14 protein-coding genes and 1 riboswitch are annotated in these 18405 nt (G+C 59.7%); of the genes, 10 read left to right on the plus strand and 4 right to left on the minus strand.

The annotated features are described in order from the left end of the window. Nucleotides 1–21: 21 nt before the first annotated feature. The 5 genes from V6P94_RS04550 (at nucleotide 22) to V6P94_RS04570 (ending at nucleotide 8278) form a co-directional block, all read left to right on the plus strand. Nucleotides 22–5910 carry an Hpt domain-containing protein gene (locus V6P94_RS04550; protein WP_326398642.1) on the plus strand — a complete coding sequence of 1963 codons (5889 nt, stop codon included), beginning with the start codon at nucleotides 22–24 and terminating at the stop codon, nucleotides 5908–5910. Further along, nucleotides 5903–6355: a chemotaxis protein CheW gene (locus V6P94_RS04555; RefSeq protein ID WP_133075183.1), complete on the plus strand. Its 453-nt coding sequence runs from the start codon at nucleotides 5903–5905 to the stop codon at nucleotides 6353–6355. Before V6P94_RS04550 ends, V6P94_RS04555 begins: the two co-directional genes overlap by 8 nt. Nucleotides 6356–6433: 78 nt before the next feature. Then, nucleotides 6434–7039 (plus strand): transcriptional regulator, encoded by a 606-nt coding sequence (locus V6P94_RS04560; protein WP_133075184.1) that lies wholly within the window; start codon nucleotides 6434–6436, stop codon nucleotides 7037–7039. After that, complete coding sequence (locus tag V6P94_RS04565) at nucleotides 7026–7460, plus strand: hypothetical protein (RefSeq protein ID WP_133075185.1); 435 nt, start codon at nucleotides 7026–7028, stop codon at nucleotides 7458–7460. Before V6P94_RS04560 ends, V6P94_RS04565 begins: the two co-directional genes overlap by 14 nt. 200 nt (nucleotides 7461–7660) lie before the next feature. Beyond that, entirely contained in the window at nucleotides 7661–8278 is a 618-nt protein-coding gene (locus V6P94_RS04570; protein WP_086795678.1) for a hemolysin III family protein, read from the plus strand. 1 nt (nucleotide 8279) lies between these two features. Here V6P94_RS04570 and V6P94_RS04575 read toward each other — a convergent pair whose 3' ends face one another. Both V6P94_RS04575 and V6P94_RS04580 read right to left on the minus strand, forming a co-directional pair. Beyond that, nucleotides 8280–9119: a formate/nitrite transporter family protein gene (locus V6P94_RS04575; protein WP_133075343.1), complete on the minus strand. Its 840-nt coding sequence runs from the start codon at nucleotides 9117–9119 to the stop codon at nucleotides 8280–8282. Nucleotides 9120–9301: 182 nt separating this feature from the next. Further along, nucleotides 9302–9691 carry an acyl-CoA thioesterase gene (locus V6P94_RS04580; RefSeq protein WP_048361238.1) on the minus strand — a complete coding sequence of 130 codons (390 nt, stop codon included), beginning with the start codon at nucleotides 9689–9691 and terminating at the stop codon, nucleotides 9302–9304. A 183-nt stretch (nucleotides 9692–9874) separates the two neighbouring features. Continuing rightward, a riboswitch (S-adenosyl-L-homocysteine riboswitch) is annotated at nucleotides 9875–9981 on the plus strand. A 22-nt stretch (nucleotides 9982–10003) separates the two neighbouring features. Here V6P94_RS04580 and ahcY point away from each other — a divergent pair. The 3 genes from ahcY to V6P94_RS04595 all read left to right on the plus strand — a co-directional run bounded on the left by ahcY (nucleotide 10004) and on the right by V6P94_RS04595 (nucleotide 14588). Continuing rightward, entirely contained in the window at nucleotides 10004–11413 is a 1410-nt protein-coding gene (gene ahcY / locus V6P94_RS04585) for an adenosylhomocysteinase (RefSeq protein WP_133075186.1), read from the plus strand. A 100-nt stretch (nucleotides 11414–11513) separates the two neighbouring features. After that, nucleotides 11514–12359, plus strand: a complete 846-nt coding sequence (gene metF, locus V6P94_RS04590) for a methylenetetrahydrofolate reductase [NAD(P)H] (protein ID WP_133075187.1) — start codon at nucleotides 11514–11516, stop codon at nucleotides 12357–12359. A gap of 381 nt (nucleotides 12360–12740) precedes the next feature. After that, nucleotides 12741–14588 (plus strand): DEAD/DEAH box helicase, encoded by a 1848-nt coding sequence (locus V6P94_RS04595; RefSeq protein WP_133075188.1) that lies wholly within the window; start codon nucleotides 12741–12743, stop codon nucleotides 14586–14588. Nucleotides 14589–14692: 104 nt separating this feature from the next. Here V6P94_RS04595 and V6P94_RS04600 read toward each other — a convergent pair whose 3' ends face one another. Both V6P94_RS04600 and V6P94_RS04605 read right to left on the minus strand, forming a co-directional pair. Further along, entirely contained in the window at nucleotides 14693–15268 is a 576-nt protein-coding gene (locus tag V6P94_RS04600; protein WP_133075189.1) for a YceI family protein, read from the minus strand. 32 nt (nucleotides 15269–15300) lie between these two features. Continuing rightward, on the minus strand, nucleotides 15301–15852 hold the full coding sequence (locus V6P94_RS04605; RefSeq protein WP_133075190.1) for a cytochrome b: 552 nt from the start codon (nucleotides 15850–15852) through the stop codon (nucleotides 15301–15303). 273 nt (nucleotides 15853–16125) lie between these two features. On the opposite strand from V6P94_RS04605, the gene V6P94_RS04610 reads away from it, so the two are divergent. Together V6P94_RS04610 and V6P94_RS04615 are read left to right on the plus strand one after the other, a co-directional pair. Next, nucleotides 16126–17532, plus strand: coding sequence for an adenosylmethionine--8-amino-7-oxononanoate transaminase (locus V6P94_RS04610; RefSeq protein WP_133075191.1), 1407 nt, complete (start codon nucleotides 16126–16128; stop codon nucleotides 17530–17532). Nucleotides 17533–17661: 129 nt separating this feature from the next. After that, nucleotides 17662–18381 (plus strand): 16S rRNA (uracil(1498)-N(3))-methyltransferase, encoded by a 720-nt coding sequence (locus V6P94_RS04615; RefSeq protein ID WP_326398633.1) that lies wholly within the window; start codon nucleotides 17662–17664, stop codon nucleotides 18379–18381. Nucleotides 18382–18405: the final 24 nt, after the last annotated feature.

Consider the following 18405-nt stretch of genomic DNA (forward strand, 5'->3'; position numbering starts at 1 on the left):
GCAATTCTGACTGGAGTCGTTATGGTTGACCGGCACGACTATGTGGCCCTTGAGTGGGTCAAAGGCGAAATTGCCCACACGCTAAAACAGGCCCGCGTGGCGCTGGATGCCTACGCGCAACAGCCTGCCGCCGACACGCTGGAGCAATGCCTGGCCTGTATTCATCAGGTGCATGGCAGCTTGCTGATGGTCGAGTTCTACGGCGCGGCGTTGCTGGCAGAAGAGATGGAGCAGTTGGTCATTGCCTTGCAACAGGGCCGCGTCAGCCAGCTCGACGAAGCCCTGCGGTTATTGCAGCAAGCCTTCAGCCAATTGCCGTTGTACCTGGACCGAGTACACAGTGCCCGACGGGATTGGCCATTGGTGGTGTTGCCGTTGCTCAATGACTTGCGCAGCGCCCGTGGCGAAGCCCTGCTCTCGGAAACCAGTCTGTTCAGCCCGCCCTTGCAAGTGTTGCCCCCATTGGACCCGGCCGCCCTGGCCCGTTTGCTCCCCGCAGACTTGCCGCGGGAGCTGCGGATTCTGCGCCATACCTTGCAAACCGCGTTTCTGGGTTTGCGCCGTGGCGAAGCCGTGCAGGCCCATCTGGAAATGATGGCCGGGGTGTTCGCACGGCTTCAAAGCCTGTGCCTGGGTTCGCCGCTCAACGCCTTGTGGAAAATAGCCGCGGCCCTGGTCGATGGCATGCTCAAGGGGCGGGTCCCGAACAGCCCGGCCCTGCGCAGCCTGCTTAAAAAGTCCGACAAGGAACTCAAGCGCCTGCTGGAGCAAGGCATCGAGGCCGTCAATCAGCCTGCGCCCGAAGAGTTGCTCACCAGCCTGCTGTTTTACATCGCCAAGGCCGAGCATCCGACCTCGAAAATGCTCGCCCTGAAAAACCATTACGAACTGGATCAGGCCATGCCCGATGCGGCGATGGTCGATGAGGAGCGGGCGCGACTGGCTGGCCCCGACCGCGACGCGATGCGCTCAGTGGTTGCGGCATTGTGCGAAGAACTGGTGCGGGTCAAGGAACGCCTCGACCTGTTTGTGCGCAGCGACCGTTTGCACGTCTCGGAACTGAGCAGCCTGATGGCCCCGTTGCGCCAGATCGCTGACACCTTGGCGGTGCTGGGGTTTGGTCAGCCGCGCAAAGTCATCATCGATCAACTGGCGGTGATGCAAAGTCTGGCCCAGGGCCAGCGCGAGCCCACCGATGCGGTGTTGATGGATGTTGCGTCAGCCCTGCTCTACGTAGAGGCCACATTGGCTGGCATGGTTGGCAGCGTTGAGCCCTCGCAGCGCGAAGAGAGCCGTTTGCCCACCACCGACCTCATGCAGATCCATCAACTGGTGATCAAGGAGGCGCGCATCGGCCTTGAGGAAGTGAAGGATCTGATCGCCGATTACGTGATGGCCGGCCATGACCGCCTGCACTTGCAGCCACTGCCTGCGCTGATCACACAAATCCGTGGTGCGCTGGCAATGATCCCCTTGAGCCGCGCTGCCAGCCTGCTGCAAGCCTGCCATGACTATCTGTGCGAGCGCCTGCTGCAGGGGGCTGATATCCCGACAGCGCAGCAACTGGATCATCTGGCCGAAGCCCTGAGCAGCATCGAGTATTACCTGGAGCGTCTCTCCCAGGACCCGGGAGCCGCGGGCGAGCGGGTGCTGGATTGGGCCGAAAACAGTCTGGCCAGGCTGGGCTATGCCCCGGCCGAGCCTGCCGGACCGTTGCTGGATGACGCCTGCAGCCCCGCGGATCAACCGCTGATGCCGGATCTGCAGGGGAACCTGGCCGATGTGCTGGCGAGTCCGCTGTCTGCGCTCAATCCGCCTGCGCAGCACATGCCCGCCAGCCTGCTGCCGCCGCCGATGGATGAAGAGCCCCTTGATGAAGAGTTGCTGGACGTCTTTCTGGAAGAGACCGACGAAGTACTGATCACCCTGCACGATTGCCTGCCGCAATGGGTCGCCAACCCGGCGGACAGCGCCGCACTGGCAGAACTGCGCCGCGGCTTTCACACCCTCAAGGGCAGCGGGCGCATGGTGCGTGCGCTGGTGCTGGGGGAATTGGCGTGGGCGGTCGAGAACCTGCTCAATCGCGTGATTGAGCGCAGCGTGGCGCCGTCCCCGCAGATCTTTCAACTGCTTGAAGACGTGCTGGTGATGCTGCCCGAGCTGATTCAGGCGTTTGCCGAGCAAAGCCAGCGTCAGCGCGAAGACGTCGACCAACTGGCCGCTCGGGCACAGCGCCTGGCCAAAGGTGAGCCGCAGCCGCTGCTGATTGCCCAGGACGCCAGCCATTTCGACCCGCAGTTGCTGGACATCTTCCGACAGGAAGCGCAAACCCACCTTGAGCGTCTTGACCGTTTTCTGGATCGGGCCCGCGAGCAAATGCCGCTGTATGCCAGCGACGACCTGCAACTGGCCATGCACACCCTCAAAGGCAGTGCGCACATGGCGGGCGTGGTGCACATGGCCGAACTGGCGGCGCCACTGGATCATCTGGTCCGTGAGTACAAGGCCCATCATCTTGCCCTCGGGCAGGAAGAAATTGAGCTGTTGCGGGAGGCTGACGGCTTGTTGCACCGCGGCCTCAAGCAACTGGACAGTGACCAGCTGGCCGAGATCAAGGGGGCTCGCTCCCTGATCGAGCGCACCGAGCGACTGATCGCCACCCGTCTTGAAACCCTGCTCAATACGCCCACCAGCAGTTGGGTGGCCCAGCGCGACCCGCAACGGATTACCGAGTTTCTGGGCGAAAGCATGGACATCCTGTTTGACGCCGAAGAGCTGCTTAAAAACTGGCATCAGAACCCCCAGCAGCGGGAGGGCCTGGATACCCTGCTGGACCAGCTGACTGCCTTGGCCCAGGCCGCACACCTGCTGGACCTGCACCCCATTGATGCCGTGTGCGAAGCCTTGCTCGACCTGTATGGCGCCGTTGAGGAAAGCAGCCTGGCGGCCAGTGAGCGGTTCTTCGAGGCGGCCGATGATGCTCAGGAAGCGTTGATCAACATGCTCGATCAACTGGCGGCGGGGCAAGAAATCATCCCGCAGCCGGAGCTGATCCAGACCTTGCATGCGCTGCTGCACGAAGGGCTGGCGCCTGACGCCACGGGGCTGATTCGCCGTGATGGCGGCCAGACGCTGGACATCACCGAACTGGGCGCCGCGACTGACCAGTTGGGGGCGGGGCAGGACGATGATGTCGACGAGGAAATCGTCGAAATCTTTCTCGAAGAGGCGGTGGATATTCTCGACAGTGTCGGGCAGGCCCTGCAGCGTTGGCTGGTCGCCCCCGACAGCCTGGCTTCGCTGTCTTCCTTGCAGCGCGATTTGCACACCCTCAAGGGTGGGGCGCGCATGGCCGGGATCGAGCCGATTGCCGATCTGGCCCATGAGCTGGAGCACCTCTACGAAGGTCTGCTGGACCGGAGACTGAGTGAAAGCCCGGCATTGAGCCACTTGCTTGAGCGCAGCCATGAGCAACTGGCACTGATGCTCGATCAGCTCAAGCACAAGCAGCCGTTGAGCGAATCTTATGAACTGATCGAGGCCATTCGCGGGTTTCGTCTCTACAGCCATTCGCCTGTCGAACCGGGCAACACTGAAGCCGAGCCCGATGCAGCGCTGAACACGGCCGACCCTGAATTGCAGGATATCTTCCTCGACGAGGCTTTCGACATTCTCGAAAGCTCGGGCACGGCGTTATCGCGCTGGCAGGCCGACCCCCAGAATCACCTCGAGGTTGAAAACCTGCTGCGGGACCTGCATACCCTCAAAGGTGGGGCGCGGATGGTTGAGGTTGCCGCCATTGGCGACTTTGCCCATGAACTTGAAACCCTCTTCGAAGATATTTCGGCTGGCTTGCTGGCACCCAATGCCGAGCTGTTTGTGCTGCTTGAGCGTTGCCATGACCAGCTTGCACAAATGTTCGATGCGTTGCGCAGTGGCCAGCCGCTGCCTTCGCCTCAGACGCTGATAGAGAAAATCCGCAGGATTGAACGCAACACCCGTCAGGAGGCTCCCGCAGCTTCCAAGTCCGAGCCTGTGGCGCCGCCATTGCCCGAAGGTGAACGCACGGGGCTGGACACCCTCAAGGTGCCGGCCGAGTTGCTGGAAGACCTGGTCAACCTGGCAGGCGAAGCCTCGATCATCCGTGGGCGCGTTGAGCAGCAGGTCAACGATGGTCAGATCGCTCTCAACGAAATGCAGACCACCCTTGAGCGGATGCAGGACCAACTGCGTCGCCTCGACAGCGAAACCCAGGGGCGCCTGCACAGCCGCTCGCACACCGAAGCCGATGGCGTGGCTTACGACGAATTCGATCCCCTGGAGATGGACCGTCATTCCCTGCTGCAACAGCTGTCCCGTGCATTGTTCGAATCGGCTTCGGACTTGCTCGACCTCAAGGCCACACTGGCTGCGCGCAATCAGGATGCCCACGGCCTTTTGCAGAAGCAGGCGCGGGTAAACACCCAGCTGCAGGAAGGCCTGATGGGTACGCGCATGGTGCCGTTCGAGCGCGTATTGCCGCGCCTCAAGCGGGTCGTGCGCCAGGTGGCCAGTGAGCTGGGCAAGCAGGTCGAATTCAGCGTGATCAATGCCGAGGCTGAAATCGACCGCAACGTGCTTGAGCGCATGGTGGCGCCGTTGGAACACATGTTGCGCAACGCCGTCGACCACGGTCTCGAGCCAGCAGATATCCGTCACGCCAGCGGCAAGCCGGAGCAGGGATTGATCAGTCTGGAGCTGTCTTACGAAGGTGGCGACGTGGTCTTCGACATGCATGACGATGGCGCCGGCGTGCCGCTTGAAGCCGTACGCCGAAAAGCTATTTTGCGCGGCCTGCTGGATCCGCAGGCGACGATCAGCGACCGCGATGTCTTGCAGTTCATCCTGCAACCGGGGTTCTCCACCGCTGAAAAAATCACTCAGATTTCCGGCCGCGGCGTCGGCATGGACGTGGTTCACGAAGAAGTTCGGCAGTTGGGCGGCAGCATGACCATCGACTCGGTGGCCGGGCAGGGCGTGCACTTTCAGATCCGCCTGCCCTTCAGCGTCTCGCTCAACCGGGCGCTGATGGTGCAATGCGCCGACGAGCAATACGCCATTGCCCTCGACACCGTCGAAGGCATCGTGCGAGTCATGCCCAATGAGCTGGAGGGGTATTACCAGCTCAATCCCCCGCTGTATCACTACGGCGGGCAGACCTATGAGTTGCGTTATCTGGGGGAGTTGCTGCAAACCGTGGGCAAACCCAAGCTCGTGGGCGAAAGCCATTCGTTGCCGGTGTTGCTGGTGCATTGCCAGGATCAGCGCGTGGCGTTGCAAGTCGATGCGCTGGCAGGCTCGCGAGAAATCGTGGTCAAAAGCCTCGGCCCGCAATTTACCGGGGTGCAGGGGTTGTCGGGTGCGACCATTCTGGGGGATGGCCGGGTGGTGCTGATCCTCGATCTGCTGGCTTATATTCGCGCCCATCAGGCGCGTCAGCCGTTGCAGCGAGCACATCACGAAGCCGTCGGCGCGCTGGAGTTCACCCCGGCCGTACGCCCGCCGCTGGTGCTGGTGGTGGATGACTCGGTCACGGTGCGCAAAGTCACCAGTCGCCTGCTGGAGCGCAACGGCATGAACGTCATCACCGCCAAGGACGGGGTCGACGCCATGAGCGTGCTCGAAGAGCACACCCCTGACCTGATGCTGCTGGACATCGAAATGCCGCGCATGGACGGCTTCGAAGTGGCCACCCGCGTGCGCAACGACCCGCGTCTCAAAGACTTGCCGATCATCATGATCACCTCGCGCACCGGGCAAAAACACCAGAACCGTGCGATGGCCATTGGCGTCAACGACTACCTGGGCAAACCGTATCAAGAGTCGGTGTTGCTGGAGCGAATCGCCTACTGGAGCAACTTTCATGCTTGATCATCGCGTGGGCAGCCTGACCGGTTTGCTGCTGCCGCTGGCTGACCGCTATCTGCTGCTGCCCAACGTTGCCATTGCCGAACTGATCGGCTGGCAGCGCGGCGACCCCAGCAGCGACTCACCGCCCTGGCACCTGCGCCAGATCACCTGGCGCGACCACCAGTTGCCATTGATCAGCTTTGAAGCCGCCTGCGGCGGGCCGCTGGTGGTCGGTGAGCGTGCGCGGATCGTCATCCTCAACACCCTGGGCGGCGACCCGGCGCTCAAGTTTATCGCTTTGGTGGTACAAGGCATCCCGCGCTCCTATCGCCTCGACAGCCAGCTGAGCTTTGTCGACGTACCGCTCAGCCCGCTGGAGCGTGCGGCGGTGCAAGTGGGGGACCACGTGGCGAAAATCCCGGACTTGCTGGCGCTGGAAAGGTTGGTGCGCGGGGCTGCGGACTAATCCCGCTCTAACAGGTCAAGCTTGATCAGTCCCTAAAAGGGACTTATCGTTCCCTTTTTGGGACTCTTAGGCGGAGCCGTGAACATGTTATCGCTCAGTGATGCGCTCTTTACCACCACGCAGCAAAAAGTGCTGGGCCTGCTTTTTGGCAAGCCTGGCCAGAGCTTTTACGTCAATGAAATTGCACGTTGGGCAAAGGTAGGCAAAGGCAGTTTGACGCGCGAGCTGGGGCGTCTAGAGCGATCAGGCATTCTCACTGTGACCCGTCAGGGAAATCAGGCTCACTACCAGGCAAATGCACAGTGCCCGATTTATCAGGAGCTGCTGAGCATTATCCGCAAGACCTCGGGGCTCTCTGAACCGCTGCGTGTGGCACTGATGCCTTTCGCAGAACAGTTGCAATGGGCATTTGTATATGGCTCGGTTGCCAAGGATCAGGCACACGTCGGCAGCGATATCGACCTTATGCTGATGGGTGAAAACCTGCATTACAGTGACGTCATGGAGCACCTGATGCCGCTTGAAGAATCGTTGGGTCGTACCATCAACCCGACGCTCTACACCCCTCAGGACTGGGCCGCCAAGCTGGCTGCCGGAAACAGCTTTGTCGTGAGGGTTGCGCAACAGGAAAAAATCACGCTGATCGGTCATGACCCGCTGGAGCCCGTGGATGGAGAAAAATGAAAACCTGGAAAATCTGGTACGCACTGGAGGCTTGAAGGTTGAACCACCCGATCGCAAGGAGTGTGAAGGGCTGCTGCGTTCAGCGGTTGATCGCCTGAAAGATGCAGGCAGCGCCCAGTTGTCTTTCGCCAGCCGTTTCGATCTGGCCTACAACGCAGCCCACGCCATTGCACTGACCGCCTTGCGGCTGTACGGGTATCGATCAGACCGGCGTTATCTGGTTTTTCAAAGCCTGATCCATACGTCAACAATCGACAAAGTGCAGGTGCGTTTGTTTGCCTTGTGCCATGAGCGCCGTAACCTCGCGGAATACGAAGGTTACATGGACGAAGATGAGGGATTGTTGGCGAGCCTGTTGGGCAGCACGCAGCAGTTGCTTGAACAGGTGCTGATGCTGCGGTTTGAGGCATTTGGCGATTAACGAGAAGCGTCTGCAGCCAACGCTGGCGAGTTTCTGGATCATGTGGGAGCGGGCTTGCTCGCGATGCTGGCGATGCGGTCTCGTGGTGCCGCCATCACGAACATCTTGAATCGCCGCATTGCCCTTTAACTTCACACCCCTGACCCTTATCTAGTAACCGGGTGACACAGTCGCACTGTCAGTTCTTGAGGATGTTGCACATGTATCACGGTGAAAAGCTCAACGCCTGGACTCATCTGGTGGGTGCGGTTGCAGCAGCAGTGGGCAGTATCTGGTTGCTGGTGATGGCGTGCCTGGATGGCAGCCCGCAAAAGATTGTCAGTGTGGCCATTTATGGCGTCACGCTGGTGCTGTTGTACAGCGTATCGACCGTGTACCACAGCGTGCGCGGGCGCTCCAAGGTGATCATGCAAAAGTTTGATCACTTGTCGATTTACCTGCTGATCGCGGGCAGTTACACGCCGTTTTGCCTGGTCACGCTACATGGCCCGTGGGGCTGGTCGCTGTTCGGGATTGTGTGGGGCATGGCGGTGATCGGCATGCTGCAAGAGATCAAGCCACGCTCCGAGGCGCGCATTCTGTCTATCGTGATTTACGCGGTGATGGGCTGGATTGTGCTGGTGGCCGTCAAGCCGTTACTCGCGGCGCTGGGCACCGCGGGCTTTATCTGGTTGGCCACGGGTGGGGTGATGTACACCGTGGGGATTATCTTTTTTGCCCTGGACCATCGCCTGCGCCATGCCCACGGTATCTGGCATCTGTTTGTGATTGCCGGCAGCCTGCTGCACTTTGTGGCCATCGCGCATTACGTGATCTGATTCAGGGCAGTTTTTTAGTGTCACTGCGAACCTGCGCGTGACTGATCAGGGCAAAAATAAAACTGCCACCGATGATATTGCCGGCCAGGGTCGGGCCGGCAAAGATCAGCCAGAAGTCTTTCCAGGGCAGTTCCCCGGCAAACACCAGATAGGACACTTCGGCCGTGCCGACCACGATGTGGGTGAAGTCGCCCAGCGCCATCAAGTAGGTGATGAGGATGATGATCCACATCTTGGCACTCTCCATGGACGGGATCATCCACACCATGGTGGCGATCATCCAGCCCGAAACGATGCCCTTGGCAAACATCTGACTGGCGTCGTTTTCCATGACCTTGCGGCCGATTTCAAGAAAGGCCTTGTCGGTCGGCGTGTCGAAAATCGGCAGGTGCAGCATGACGTAGGCCACCAGCAGGGTGCCCATCAGGTTACCCACCAGCACCACCCCCCAGAGCCGCAGCAGGCGCCCGAAATTGTTGAGCGTGGGTTTGCTCATGATCGGCAACACGGCGGTCAGGGTGTTTTCGGTGAACAATTGCTGGCGGGAAAGGATGACGGCCAAAAAACCTGCGCAGTAGCCGAAGCTGGCGATGACCTTGAAGGCTTCGCCGTCGGGCAGGCGCGAGTTGAGCAAGCCCATGGCCATAAGCGACAGGCCCATGGTCAGTCCTGCGGCGAGTGCCGACCAGAACAGGGCGGCGATGCTGCGCTCCAGCTCCTGATCGCCCTGCAAGCGAATGATCTCGTGCAGGACGGCGGCGCGTGGTGGCTGGTTTTTGGTGACGTCGTGCTCTTCTTCAGCCGACAGGTTGGGGGTTTTGCCGGACTTTTGGGTTTCCATGAGCTTCATGACCGTTGCGTGTGTAAAGGTACGACACGCAGGGGCTGTAGCTGTTCACTCAAAACCTGTAGTCGCTGCCGAAGGCTGCGATGGGGCCGATGGGCCTCCAATTAAACGGGTTGCTGCGCAACCCTTCGCAGCCTGCGGCAGCGACTACACAGGCCAGGCATCAAACCCGGTCATCAGTCCTGAAACTGGTCTTTGACGTATTTGATCTCGGTGCGCCCGTGCGGTGCGGGCAGGCCGTCCTCGCCCAGGTTGACGAAGACCATCTTGTCCACCGTCAGGATGCTTTTGCGGGTGATCTTGTTGCGCACTTCGCAGGTCAGGGTGATCGAGGTGCGGCCAAATTCAGTGGCGGTGATGCCCAGTTCGATGATGTCGCCCTGGCGCGAAGCACTGACAAAGTTGATTTCGGAGATGTACTTGGTGACCACGCGCTGGTTGCCCAGTTGGACGATGGCGTAAATCGCGGCTTCTTCGTCGATCCAGCGCAGCAGGCTGCCACCGAACAGGGTGCCGTTGGGGTTGAGGTCTTCGGGTTTAACCCATTTGCGGGTGTGAAAATTCATATTCGCTCCTGACCGTCTTGCCTTAGATGCGGGCCATGATGTCAGACCACGGCACTTAGCTCTATTAACCTTGGACTATGGTCTCGATAGGGTCAAAGAAAAAGCCTTGGGATCACTTGCCCGGATGGCTATAATACCCCCCGTTTCAAAACGGTCATTAATACCCAGTACCGTTCCCGCCACCTGTCCGAGGGGCGCTGCAGCAGGTTCAACCTGTCAGGCTCGGATGGGGCGTTGTTTGATCAGGGTCCCCTGTTCAGGCACTAAACGCACAACGGCGCCCATTCGCGATTAAACGAATGGAGGCTCTTGATGAGCGCTATAAACACGCCTGCAGGTTTTACCGACTATAAAGTCGCTGATATGTCCCTCGCCCAATGGGGCCGTCGCGAAACGTTCATCGCCGAGTCCGAAATGCCAGCCCTGATGGGTCTGCGCCGCCGTTATGCAGCAGAACAACCGCTCAAGGGCGCGAAGATTCTGGGCTGCATTCACATGACCATCCAGACCGCCGTACTGATCGAAACCCTGGTTGCCCTGGGTGCCGAAGTGCGTTGGTCCTCGTGCAACATCTTCTCGACTCAGGATCAGGCTGCCGCTGCTATCGCTGCTGCCGGTATCCCGGTTTTCGCCTGGAAAGGCGAGACTGAAGAAGAGTACGAGTGGTGCCTTGAGCAAACCATCCTCAAAGATGGCGAGCCTTGGGATGCCAACATGATCCTCGACGACGGCGGCGATCTGACCGAGCTGCTGCACAAGAAATACCCGGCCATGCTGAAAAAGATCCACGGCGTGACTGAAGAAACCACCACCGGTGTTCACCGTCTGCTGGACATGCTGGCCAAAGGCGAGCTGATGATCCCTGCGATCAACGTCAACGACTCGGTCACCAAAAGCAAAAACGACAACAAGTACGGCTGCCGTCACAGCCTGAACGATGCCATCAAGCGTGGTACTGACCACCTGTTGTCCGGCAAGCAAGCACTGGTCATCGGCTACGGTGACGTGGGCAAGGGTTCGGCCCAGTCCCTGCGTCAGGAAGGCATGATCGTTAAAGTGTCCGAAGTTGACCCGATCTGCGCCATGCAAGCTTGCATGGACGGTTTTGAAGTGGTTTCGCCGTTCATCAACGGCCAGAACGACGGCACTGCTGCCAGCATCGATGCTGCGCTGCTGGGCAAGATCGACCTGATCGTGACCACCACCGGTAACGTCAACGTGTGCGACAAAAACATGCTGGCTGCGCTGAAAAAACGCGCCGTAGTGTGCAACATCGGTCACTTCGACAACGAAATCGACACCGCTTTCATGCGCAAGAACTGGGCATGGGAAGAAGTGAAGCCACAGGTTCACAAGGTTCACCGTACTGGCCTGGGCGAATTCGACCCACAGAACGACGACTACCTGATCCTGCTGGCCGAAGGCCGTCTGGTTAACCTGGGCAACGCCACAGGTCACCCAAGCCGCATCATGGACGGTTCGTTCGCCAACCAGGTTCTGGCCCAGATCTTCCTGTTCGCCCAGAAGTACGCTGACCTGCCAGCCGAGCTGCAAGCCGAGCGCCTGACCGTAGAAGTCCTGCCGAAGAAGCTGGACGAAGAAGTGGCCCTGGAAATGGTTCGCGGCTTCGGCGGCGTGGTCACGCAACTGACCAAGCAACAGGCTGACTACATCGGCGTTACCGTCGAAGGCCCGTTCAAGCCAGACGCTTATCGCTACTGATTAAAAAAGGCGGTCAGGCTTGCACTGACCGCCTTTTTTTTGTGTGAGTTCAGCGTCAGGGGGCATCACTGGCCTCCTTCGCGTACGCAAGGGTATTCCCATGTCTCAAGACCGTCGTTTCAGCTTCGAGTTCTTCCCGACCAAGACCGATGCTGGACATGAAAAGCTGATGAACACGGCTCGCCAACTGGCGACCTACAACCCGGATTTTTTCTCCTGCACCTATGGTGCCGGTGGCTCGACCCGCGACCGCACGATCAATACCGTGCTGCAGCTGGAGAGCGAAGTAAAAGTGCCTGCTGCACCGCACCTGTCCTGCGTGGGTGACAGCAAGGCCGATTTGCGCGGCCTGTTGGCCCAGTACAAGGCTGCAGGTATCAAACGCATTGTTGCACTGCGCGGCGACCTGCCTTCGGGTATGGGCATGGCCAGTGGTGAGCTGCGCTACGCCAATGACCTGGTGAGCTTCATTCGTGAAGAAACCGGCGATCACTTCCACATCGAAGTGGCCGCCTACCCGGAAATGCACCCGCAAGCGCGCAACTTCGAAGACGATATCAGCAACTTCGTACGCAAGGCCCAAGCTGGCGCTGACAGTGCGATCACCCAGTACTTCTTCAACGCCGACAGCTACTTCCGTTTTGTCGAGCGCGTGGAAGCTGCAGGCGTGATGGTTCCCATCGTGCCGGGCATCATGCCGATCACCAACTACAGCAAGCTGGCGCGTTTTTCTGACGCCTGTGGTGCTGAAATCCCGCGCTGGATCCGCAAGCAACTTGAAGCCTATGGCGACGATACGCAGAGCATCCAGGCGTTTGGCGAGCAGGTCATCAGCGAAATGTGCGAGCGCCTGCTTGATGGCGGCGCACCGGGGTTGCACTTCTACACCCTGAACCAGGCTGATCCGAGCCTGGCGATCTGGAACAACCTCAAGCTGCCGCGCTAAACAGAAAACGGTAGTCGCTGCCGCAGGCTGCGAGAAGGTCCGATGGGCCTTCGAGGGAACGGGTTGCTTCGCAACCCTTCGCAGCCTTCGGCAGCGACTACAGGTTTTTTGGCTCCTCTTGAAAAAACCGTTGGGCAGCATGAAATCGGCGCGCCGTGATTGCTCTGTTATACTCCGGGCTTTCCGCCAGGCTTACGCCCGGCCGCTCGTCCTTGTACAAGCCACTCAACCCCGCTACTGCGCAGCTCTTGCCCGCGCGAGCGGTGCGCATGAGCCTTGTGGACTGGAGCAGGACCGGACGGGATTGCGTCATCTTAAACGCCATTCACGCCAGGCAAGACTATCCCTTTGGGCCAAGCCCTAACTAGAACAGGATTTCTCATGTCCTTTGCTTCCCTCGGTCTCTCCGAGGCTTTAGTCCGCGCCATTGAAGCTGCGGGCTATACCGAGCCTACTCCGGTGCAACAGCGGGCCATCCCCGCCGTGTTGCAAGGTCGCGACCTGATGGTTGCGGCTCAGACAGGTACTGGTAAAACCGGCGGCTTCGCTCTTCCGATCCTGGAAAAGCTGTTTCCCAATGGCCACCCGGACAAATCCCAGCGCCACGGCCCACGCCAACCACGCGTGCTGGTCCTGACACCGACCCGCGAACTCGCCGCCCAGGTGCACGAGAGCTTCAAGCTCTATGCCCGCGATCTGAAGTTCGTCAGCGCCTGCGTGTTCGGCGGTGTGGGTACCAACCCTCAGGTCCAGGCTCTGGCCCGCGGTGTTGACGTACTGGTTGCCTGCCCGGGTCGTTTGCTCGACCTGGCCGGTCAAGGCAGCGTAGATCTGTCCCACGTTGAAATCCTGGTGCTCGACGAAGCCGACCGCATGCTCGACATGGGCTTCGTCCATGACGTGAAAAAAGTCCTCGCGCGTCTGCCAGCCAAGCGTCAAAACCTGCTGTTTTCGGCGACGTTCTCCAAGGACATCACCGATCTGGCCGGCAAGCTGCTGCGCAACCCGGAACGTATCGAAGTTACGCCACCCAACACCACGGTCGAGCGTATCGAGCAACGGGTTTTCCGTCTGCCCGCTACCCACAAGCGTGCCCTGCTGGCGCACTTGATCACCGCAGGCGCCTGGGAACAGGTTCTGGTCTTTACCCGGACCAAGCACGGTGCCAACCGTCTGGCCGAGTACCTGGACAAGCACGGCCTCAGCGCTGTGGCCATCCACGGCAACAAGAGCCAGAACGCACGAACCAAAGCCCTGGCCGACTTTAAAGCCGGTGCCGTACGCATTCTGGTAGCGACCGATATCGCCGCTCGCGGCCTGGATATCGATCAGTTGCCACACGTGGTCAACTTCGAGCTGCCAAACGTCGACGAAGATTACGTTCACCGTATCGGCCGTACTGGCCGTGCCGGTCGTTCGGGTGAGGCCATCTCGCTGGTCGCTCCGGACGAAGAAAAACTGCTGAAAAGCATCGAGCGCATGACCCGCCAGAAAATCGCCGATGGTGATCTGATGGGTTTTGACTCCAGCACCGTAGAGGCCGAAAAGCCTGAAGTACGCGAGCGTCCGGATGTGCGTAACCCGCGCAACACGCCACGCGGTCCACGTGGCGACGGTCCGGGTAACCCGGGCGGTGGCGGCGGTCGTAAAGACAAGGGCAAGGAAAAGAGCAAAGAAAAACCGGCGGCTGCTCGCAGCGAGCGTCCAGCTCGTGAGCAAAAGCCACGCGAAGCTCAGCCTGCCCGTGAGCAGCGTCAGCCAGCGCCTCGTTCAGACGCCAACCGTGCGCCGGACGAGTTCCGTGATGACGATGTGGACAACTTTGGTAACCGCGCTGATTACGTCAGCCCGTACCAGAACAAAAACAACCAGAGCCGCGGCCGTCGTCCGGGAGCTCCGGCTCAAGGCACTGGCGCAGCACCTGCCGCGCGTACCGGTGGTCGTCAGAATGCTCCGCGTACTGGCAGCGGCGCTACCACTGGCACACCGCCTGCCAAGCGCAGCGGTCCACGCAGTGGTGCCCCGCGTGACGGTCAAGCCCGTCGCGAAAACCGCCCGGCCCGTGACGATGCCCGTCAAGAGCCAGCGGTTAAAGGCCCACGTGAGAATCAGCCGAAGATCATGCACAAAGAGTCGAAAAGCGATCGCTTCCCGACGCCTGAGCAGCTCGATCAACTGCCGAACCGCCCTCGTGGCGAGAAGCCGGCACTGCTGACGCGTAACCGCTGAGTCTAAAGCGCCCTCACGGTAGAGAGGGCGCTTTTGATCCGCACAAAAAAACGCCCCGGCTTTCGCAAGCCGGGGCGTTTTTTGTTAGCCGTATAGAAGCGCTATTACTTGGCCTTCACGCCTTCGAGCGAGATATCCAGGCTCAGGGTCTGATCCTTGCTTGGGGATTTGATGCCGAAGTCGCTCAGGTTCACAGTCGTGGTCGCGTTGAAGCCAGCGCGTTCGCCACCCCATGGGTCCTTGCCTTCGCCGTTGAACGTTGCCTTGAAGGTCACAGGCTTGGTCACGCCGTGCAGGGTCAGGTCGCCTGTCACGTCAGCTGTTTTGTCGCCAGTCGGCACAACCTTGGTCGACTTGAAGGTCGCTTCCGGGTACTTGCTCACGTCCAGGAAGTCTTTGCTGGCGATGTGCTTGTCACGTTCTGCGTGGTTGGAAAACAGGCTGGCGGTTTTCAGGGTCACGTCAATCTTGCTGTCGGCAGGCTTGGCTGCATCCCACGAGAATGTGCCGCTCCAGTCCTTGAAAGTACCGTGAATGAAGCTGAAGCCCAGGTGGCTGACTTTCCAGTCGATAAAGGCGTGCTGGCCTTCCTTGTCGATGGTGTAGTCAGCAGCCATGGCCTGGCCTGCGGTCAGCAGTGCGGTACCGAGAGCGAGCGCAGCGAGGGTCTTTTTCAACATGCTTTCTTTTCCTTTTGAGTTGAGGTCGAGCATCAGGCTTTGCGCCCCAGCATACGAGTCAGGGTCGCATCACGATCTATAAAGTGGTGTTTCAAAGCGATCAGACCATGCAAACCGGCAAAAATCACCACGGTCCACGCCAGGTATAAGTGCACGACACCGGCCACATCGGCCTGGTCGGGCAGGTTGGAAATCAGTGCAGGGACTTCAAACAGGCCGAAGACCGGGATGCCCACGCCTTCTGCGGTGGAGATCAGGTAGCCGGCGATCATCACGGCAAACAGGCTCAGGTACAAAAAGCCGTGGCCGAGTTTGGCCCCAATACGCGTTGCCTTGCTGTAACTGGCCAGTGCCGGTGGCGCCGGGCTGATCCAGATCCACAGTACACGCAGCACCATCACGGCGAGCAACGTCAGGCCAATGCTTTTATGCAGGTCAGGGGCTTCTTTGCGCCAAGGGCTGTAATAGTCCAGACCGACCATCCATAAACCCAGGGCGAACAGTCCGAACACCGCGAGCGCAACGGTCCAGTGCATGAGAATGCTGACGGCACCATATCGAGAAGAAGAGTTACGTAGCTGCATTGCCAACATCCTGTAGGAACTTGGATCTAAGACTAATGGTTTACCTATCGATTGAAAGCTCATTTTTTAGCTGCAAGGTATCGATAAATACGATGTGTAGCCTGTGAGGCAATAATTAAGCAAACGTTAACAATATTTAGTGTCCTTCTTGCGGGTCTGCAAGCGTCTATACGCTGCCGGAATTTGTAATGGGTTGTGACACGCCTGCGGATTGCATAGGCTTGCGCGATTGTTTACCCGCAGATGTCGGGAACCAGCGCCAGGAGAGTGGAAATGGGCCTGAATAATCAGTGGATGCAGCGCGACCTTGCCGTGTTATGGCACCCCTGCACCCAAATGAAGGATCACGAGCAACTGCCGTTGATCCCGATCAAGCGCGGCGAAGGTGTGTGGCTTGAAGACTTCGAAGGCAAACGGTACCTGGATGCGGTGAGTTCCTGGTGGGTCAACGTGTTTGGCCACTGCAACCCGCGTATCAATCAGCGCATCAAGGATCAGGTCGATCAACTGGAGCACGTGATCCTTGCCGGTTTCAGCCATCAGCCGGTGATCGAACTGTCCGAGCGTCTGGTGAACATGACGCCTGAAGGGCTGACTCGTTGCTTCTACGCCGATAACGGATCGTCGTGTATCGAAGTTGCGCTGAAGATGAGCTTTCACTACTGGCTCAATCGCGAACAGCCGAATAAAAAACGCTTCGTGACCCTGACCAACAGCTACCACGGCGAAACCATGGCAGCCATGTCGGTGGGTGATGTGCCGTTGTTCACCGAAACCTACAAGGCGTTGCTGCTCGATACCATCAAAGTGCCTAGCCCCGATTGCTACCTGCGCCCCGAAGGCGTGAGTTGGGAAGCGCACTCGCGCACGATGTTTCTGGCCATGGAACAGATACTGGCCGAGCACCACGACACGGTTGCGGCGGTGATCGTTGAGCCGCTGATCCAGGGCGCGGGCGGCATGCGCATGTACCACCCGGTCTACCTCACACTGCTGCGCGAGGCCTGTGATCGCTACGGTGTGCACCTGATCCTCGATGAAATCGCCGTGGGCTTTGGTCGAACCGGGACGATGTTTGCCTGTGAGCAGGCGGGCATCACACCGGACTTCCTGTGCCTGTCCAAGGCGCTGACCGGTGGCTATTTGCCGCTGGCTGCATGCGTCACCACGGACGAGGTGTACAGCGCGTTTTATGATGACTACCCGACCTTGCGCGCCTTTCTGCATTCCCATAGCTACACGGGTAATCCGCTGGCCTGCGCGGCGGCCCTGGCGACGTTGGATATCTTCGAAGAAGACAACGTGATCGAAAACAACAAGGCCCTGGCGCAACGCATGGCCAGCGCCACCGCGCATCTGGTAGACCATCCCCATGTCTCGGAGGTGCGTCAGACCGGTATGGTCCTGGCCATTGAAATGGTCCAGGACAAAGCCAGCAAAACTGCATACCCGTGGCAGGAACGTCGAGGCCTGAAAGTCTTCCAGCACGCGCTGGAGCGGGGCGCGTTGTTGCGTCCATTGGGCAGCGTGGTGTATTTCTTGCCGCCTTACGTGATCACCCCGGAGCAGATCGACTTTTTGGCCGAGGTGGCCAGTGAAGGGATCGACCTTGCGACGCGCAACGACATCAGCGTGGCCGTGCCGTCGAACTTTCATCCAGACTTCCGTGACCCGGGTTAAACCGCAGCATCCCCTTGTAGTCGCTGCCGCAGGCTGCGATGGGCTGCGCAGCAGTCCTGTCCGCCCTGGAGCTCTTCGCAGCCTGCGGCAGCGACTACAAAGTACAGAGCCCTTTTCCAGAGAATATAAATGAGATTGTCCCGCTTCTTTATCGACGCTCCCTTGAGCCTTGGTGAACATGAGTTGCCTGAGGCCCAGGCGCATTACATTGGCCGCGTGCTGCGTATGGCCGAGGGCGATGCCCTGCAGGTATTCGACGGCTCGGGCCAGGAGTTTCTGGGGCGCTTGCTGGAAGTCGGCAAAAAACGCGTGCGCGTGTTGCTGGACGAAACCTTTGTCGGGCAAATCGAATCGCCATTGGCCATTCATCTCGGCCAGGGTCTGTCCCGTGGCGAGCGCATGGACTGGGCGATTCAAAAGGCCACTGAACTGGGGGTCACTGAAATCACGCCGATCATGAGCGAGCGCTGCGAAGTGCGGCTCAAGGACGAGCGCGCCGACAAGCGCCTGGCCCACTGGCGGCAAGTGGCGATCAGTGCGTGCGAGCAATGCGGCCGTTCGCGGGTGCCGGTGATTCATCCGCCAGTGCTGCTCGGCGACTGGATCAAAACCACGCAGGCTGACTTGAAACTGGTGTTGCACCCGGTATCGGAGCCCTTGGCCAGTCACGCCAGGCCTGCGACGCTGGCGTTCTTGATCGGCCCTGAAGGCGGCCTGACCGACAACGAAATCGATCTGGCCCAAGCCGCCGGCTACCAGCCTGCACGCCTTGGCCCACGGGTGCTGCGCACCGAAACCGCACCGGTGGTAGCCCTGGCCGTGGCGCAGCAGTTGTGGGGCGATTTCTAAGTCAGCCTCAGCCCTTTTTTGCTT

The organism is Pseudomonas sp. ML2-2023-3, assembly GCF_037055275.1.
In the GTDB taxonomy this organism is placed as follows: domain Bacteria; phylum Pseudomonadota; class Gammaproteobacteria; order Pseudomonadales; family Pseudomonadaceae; genus Aquipseudomonas.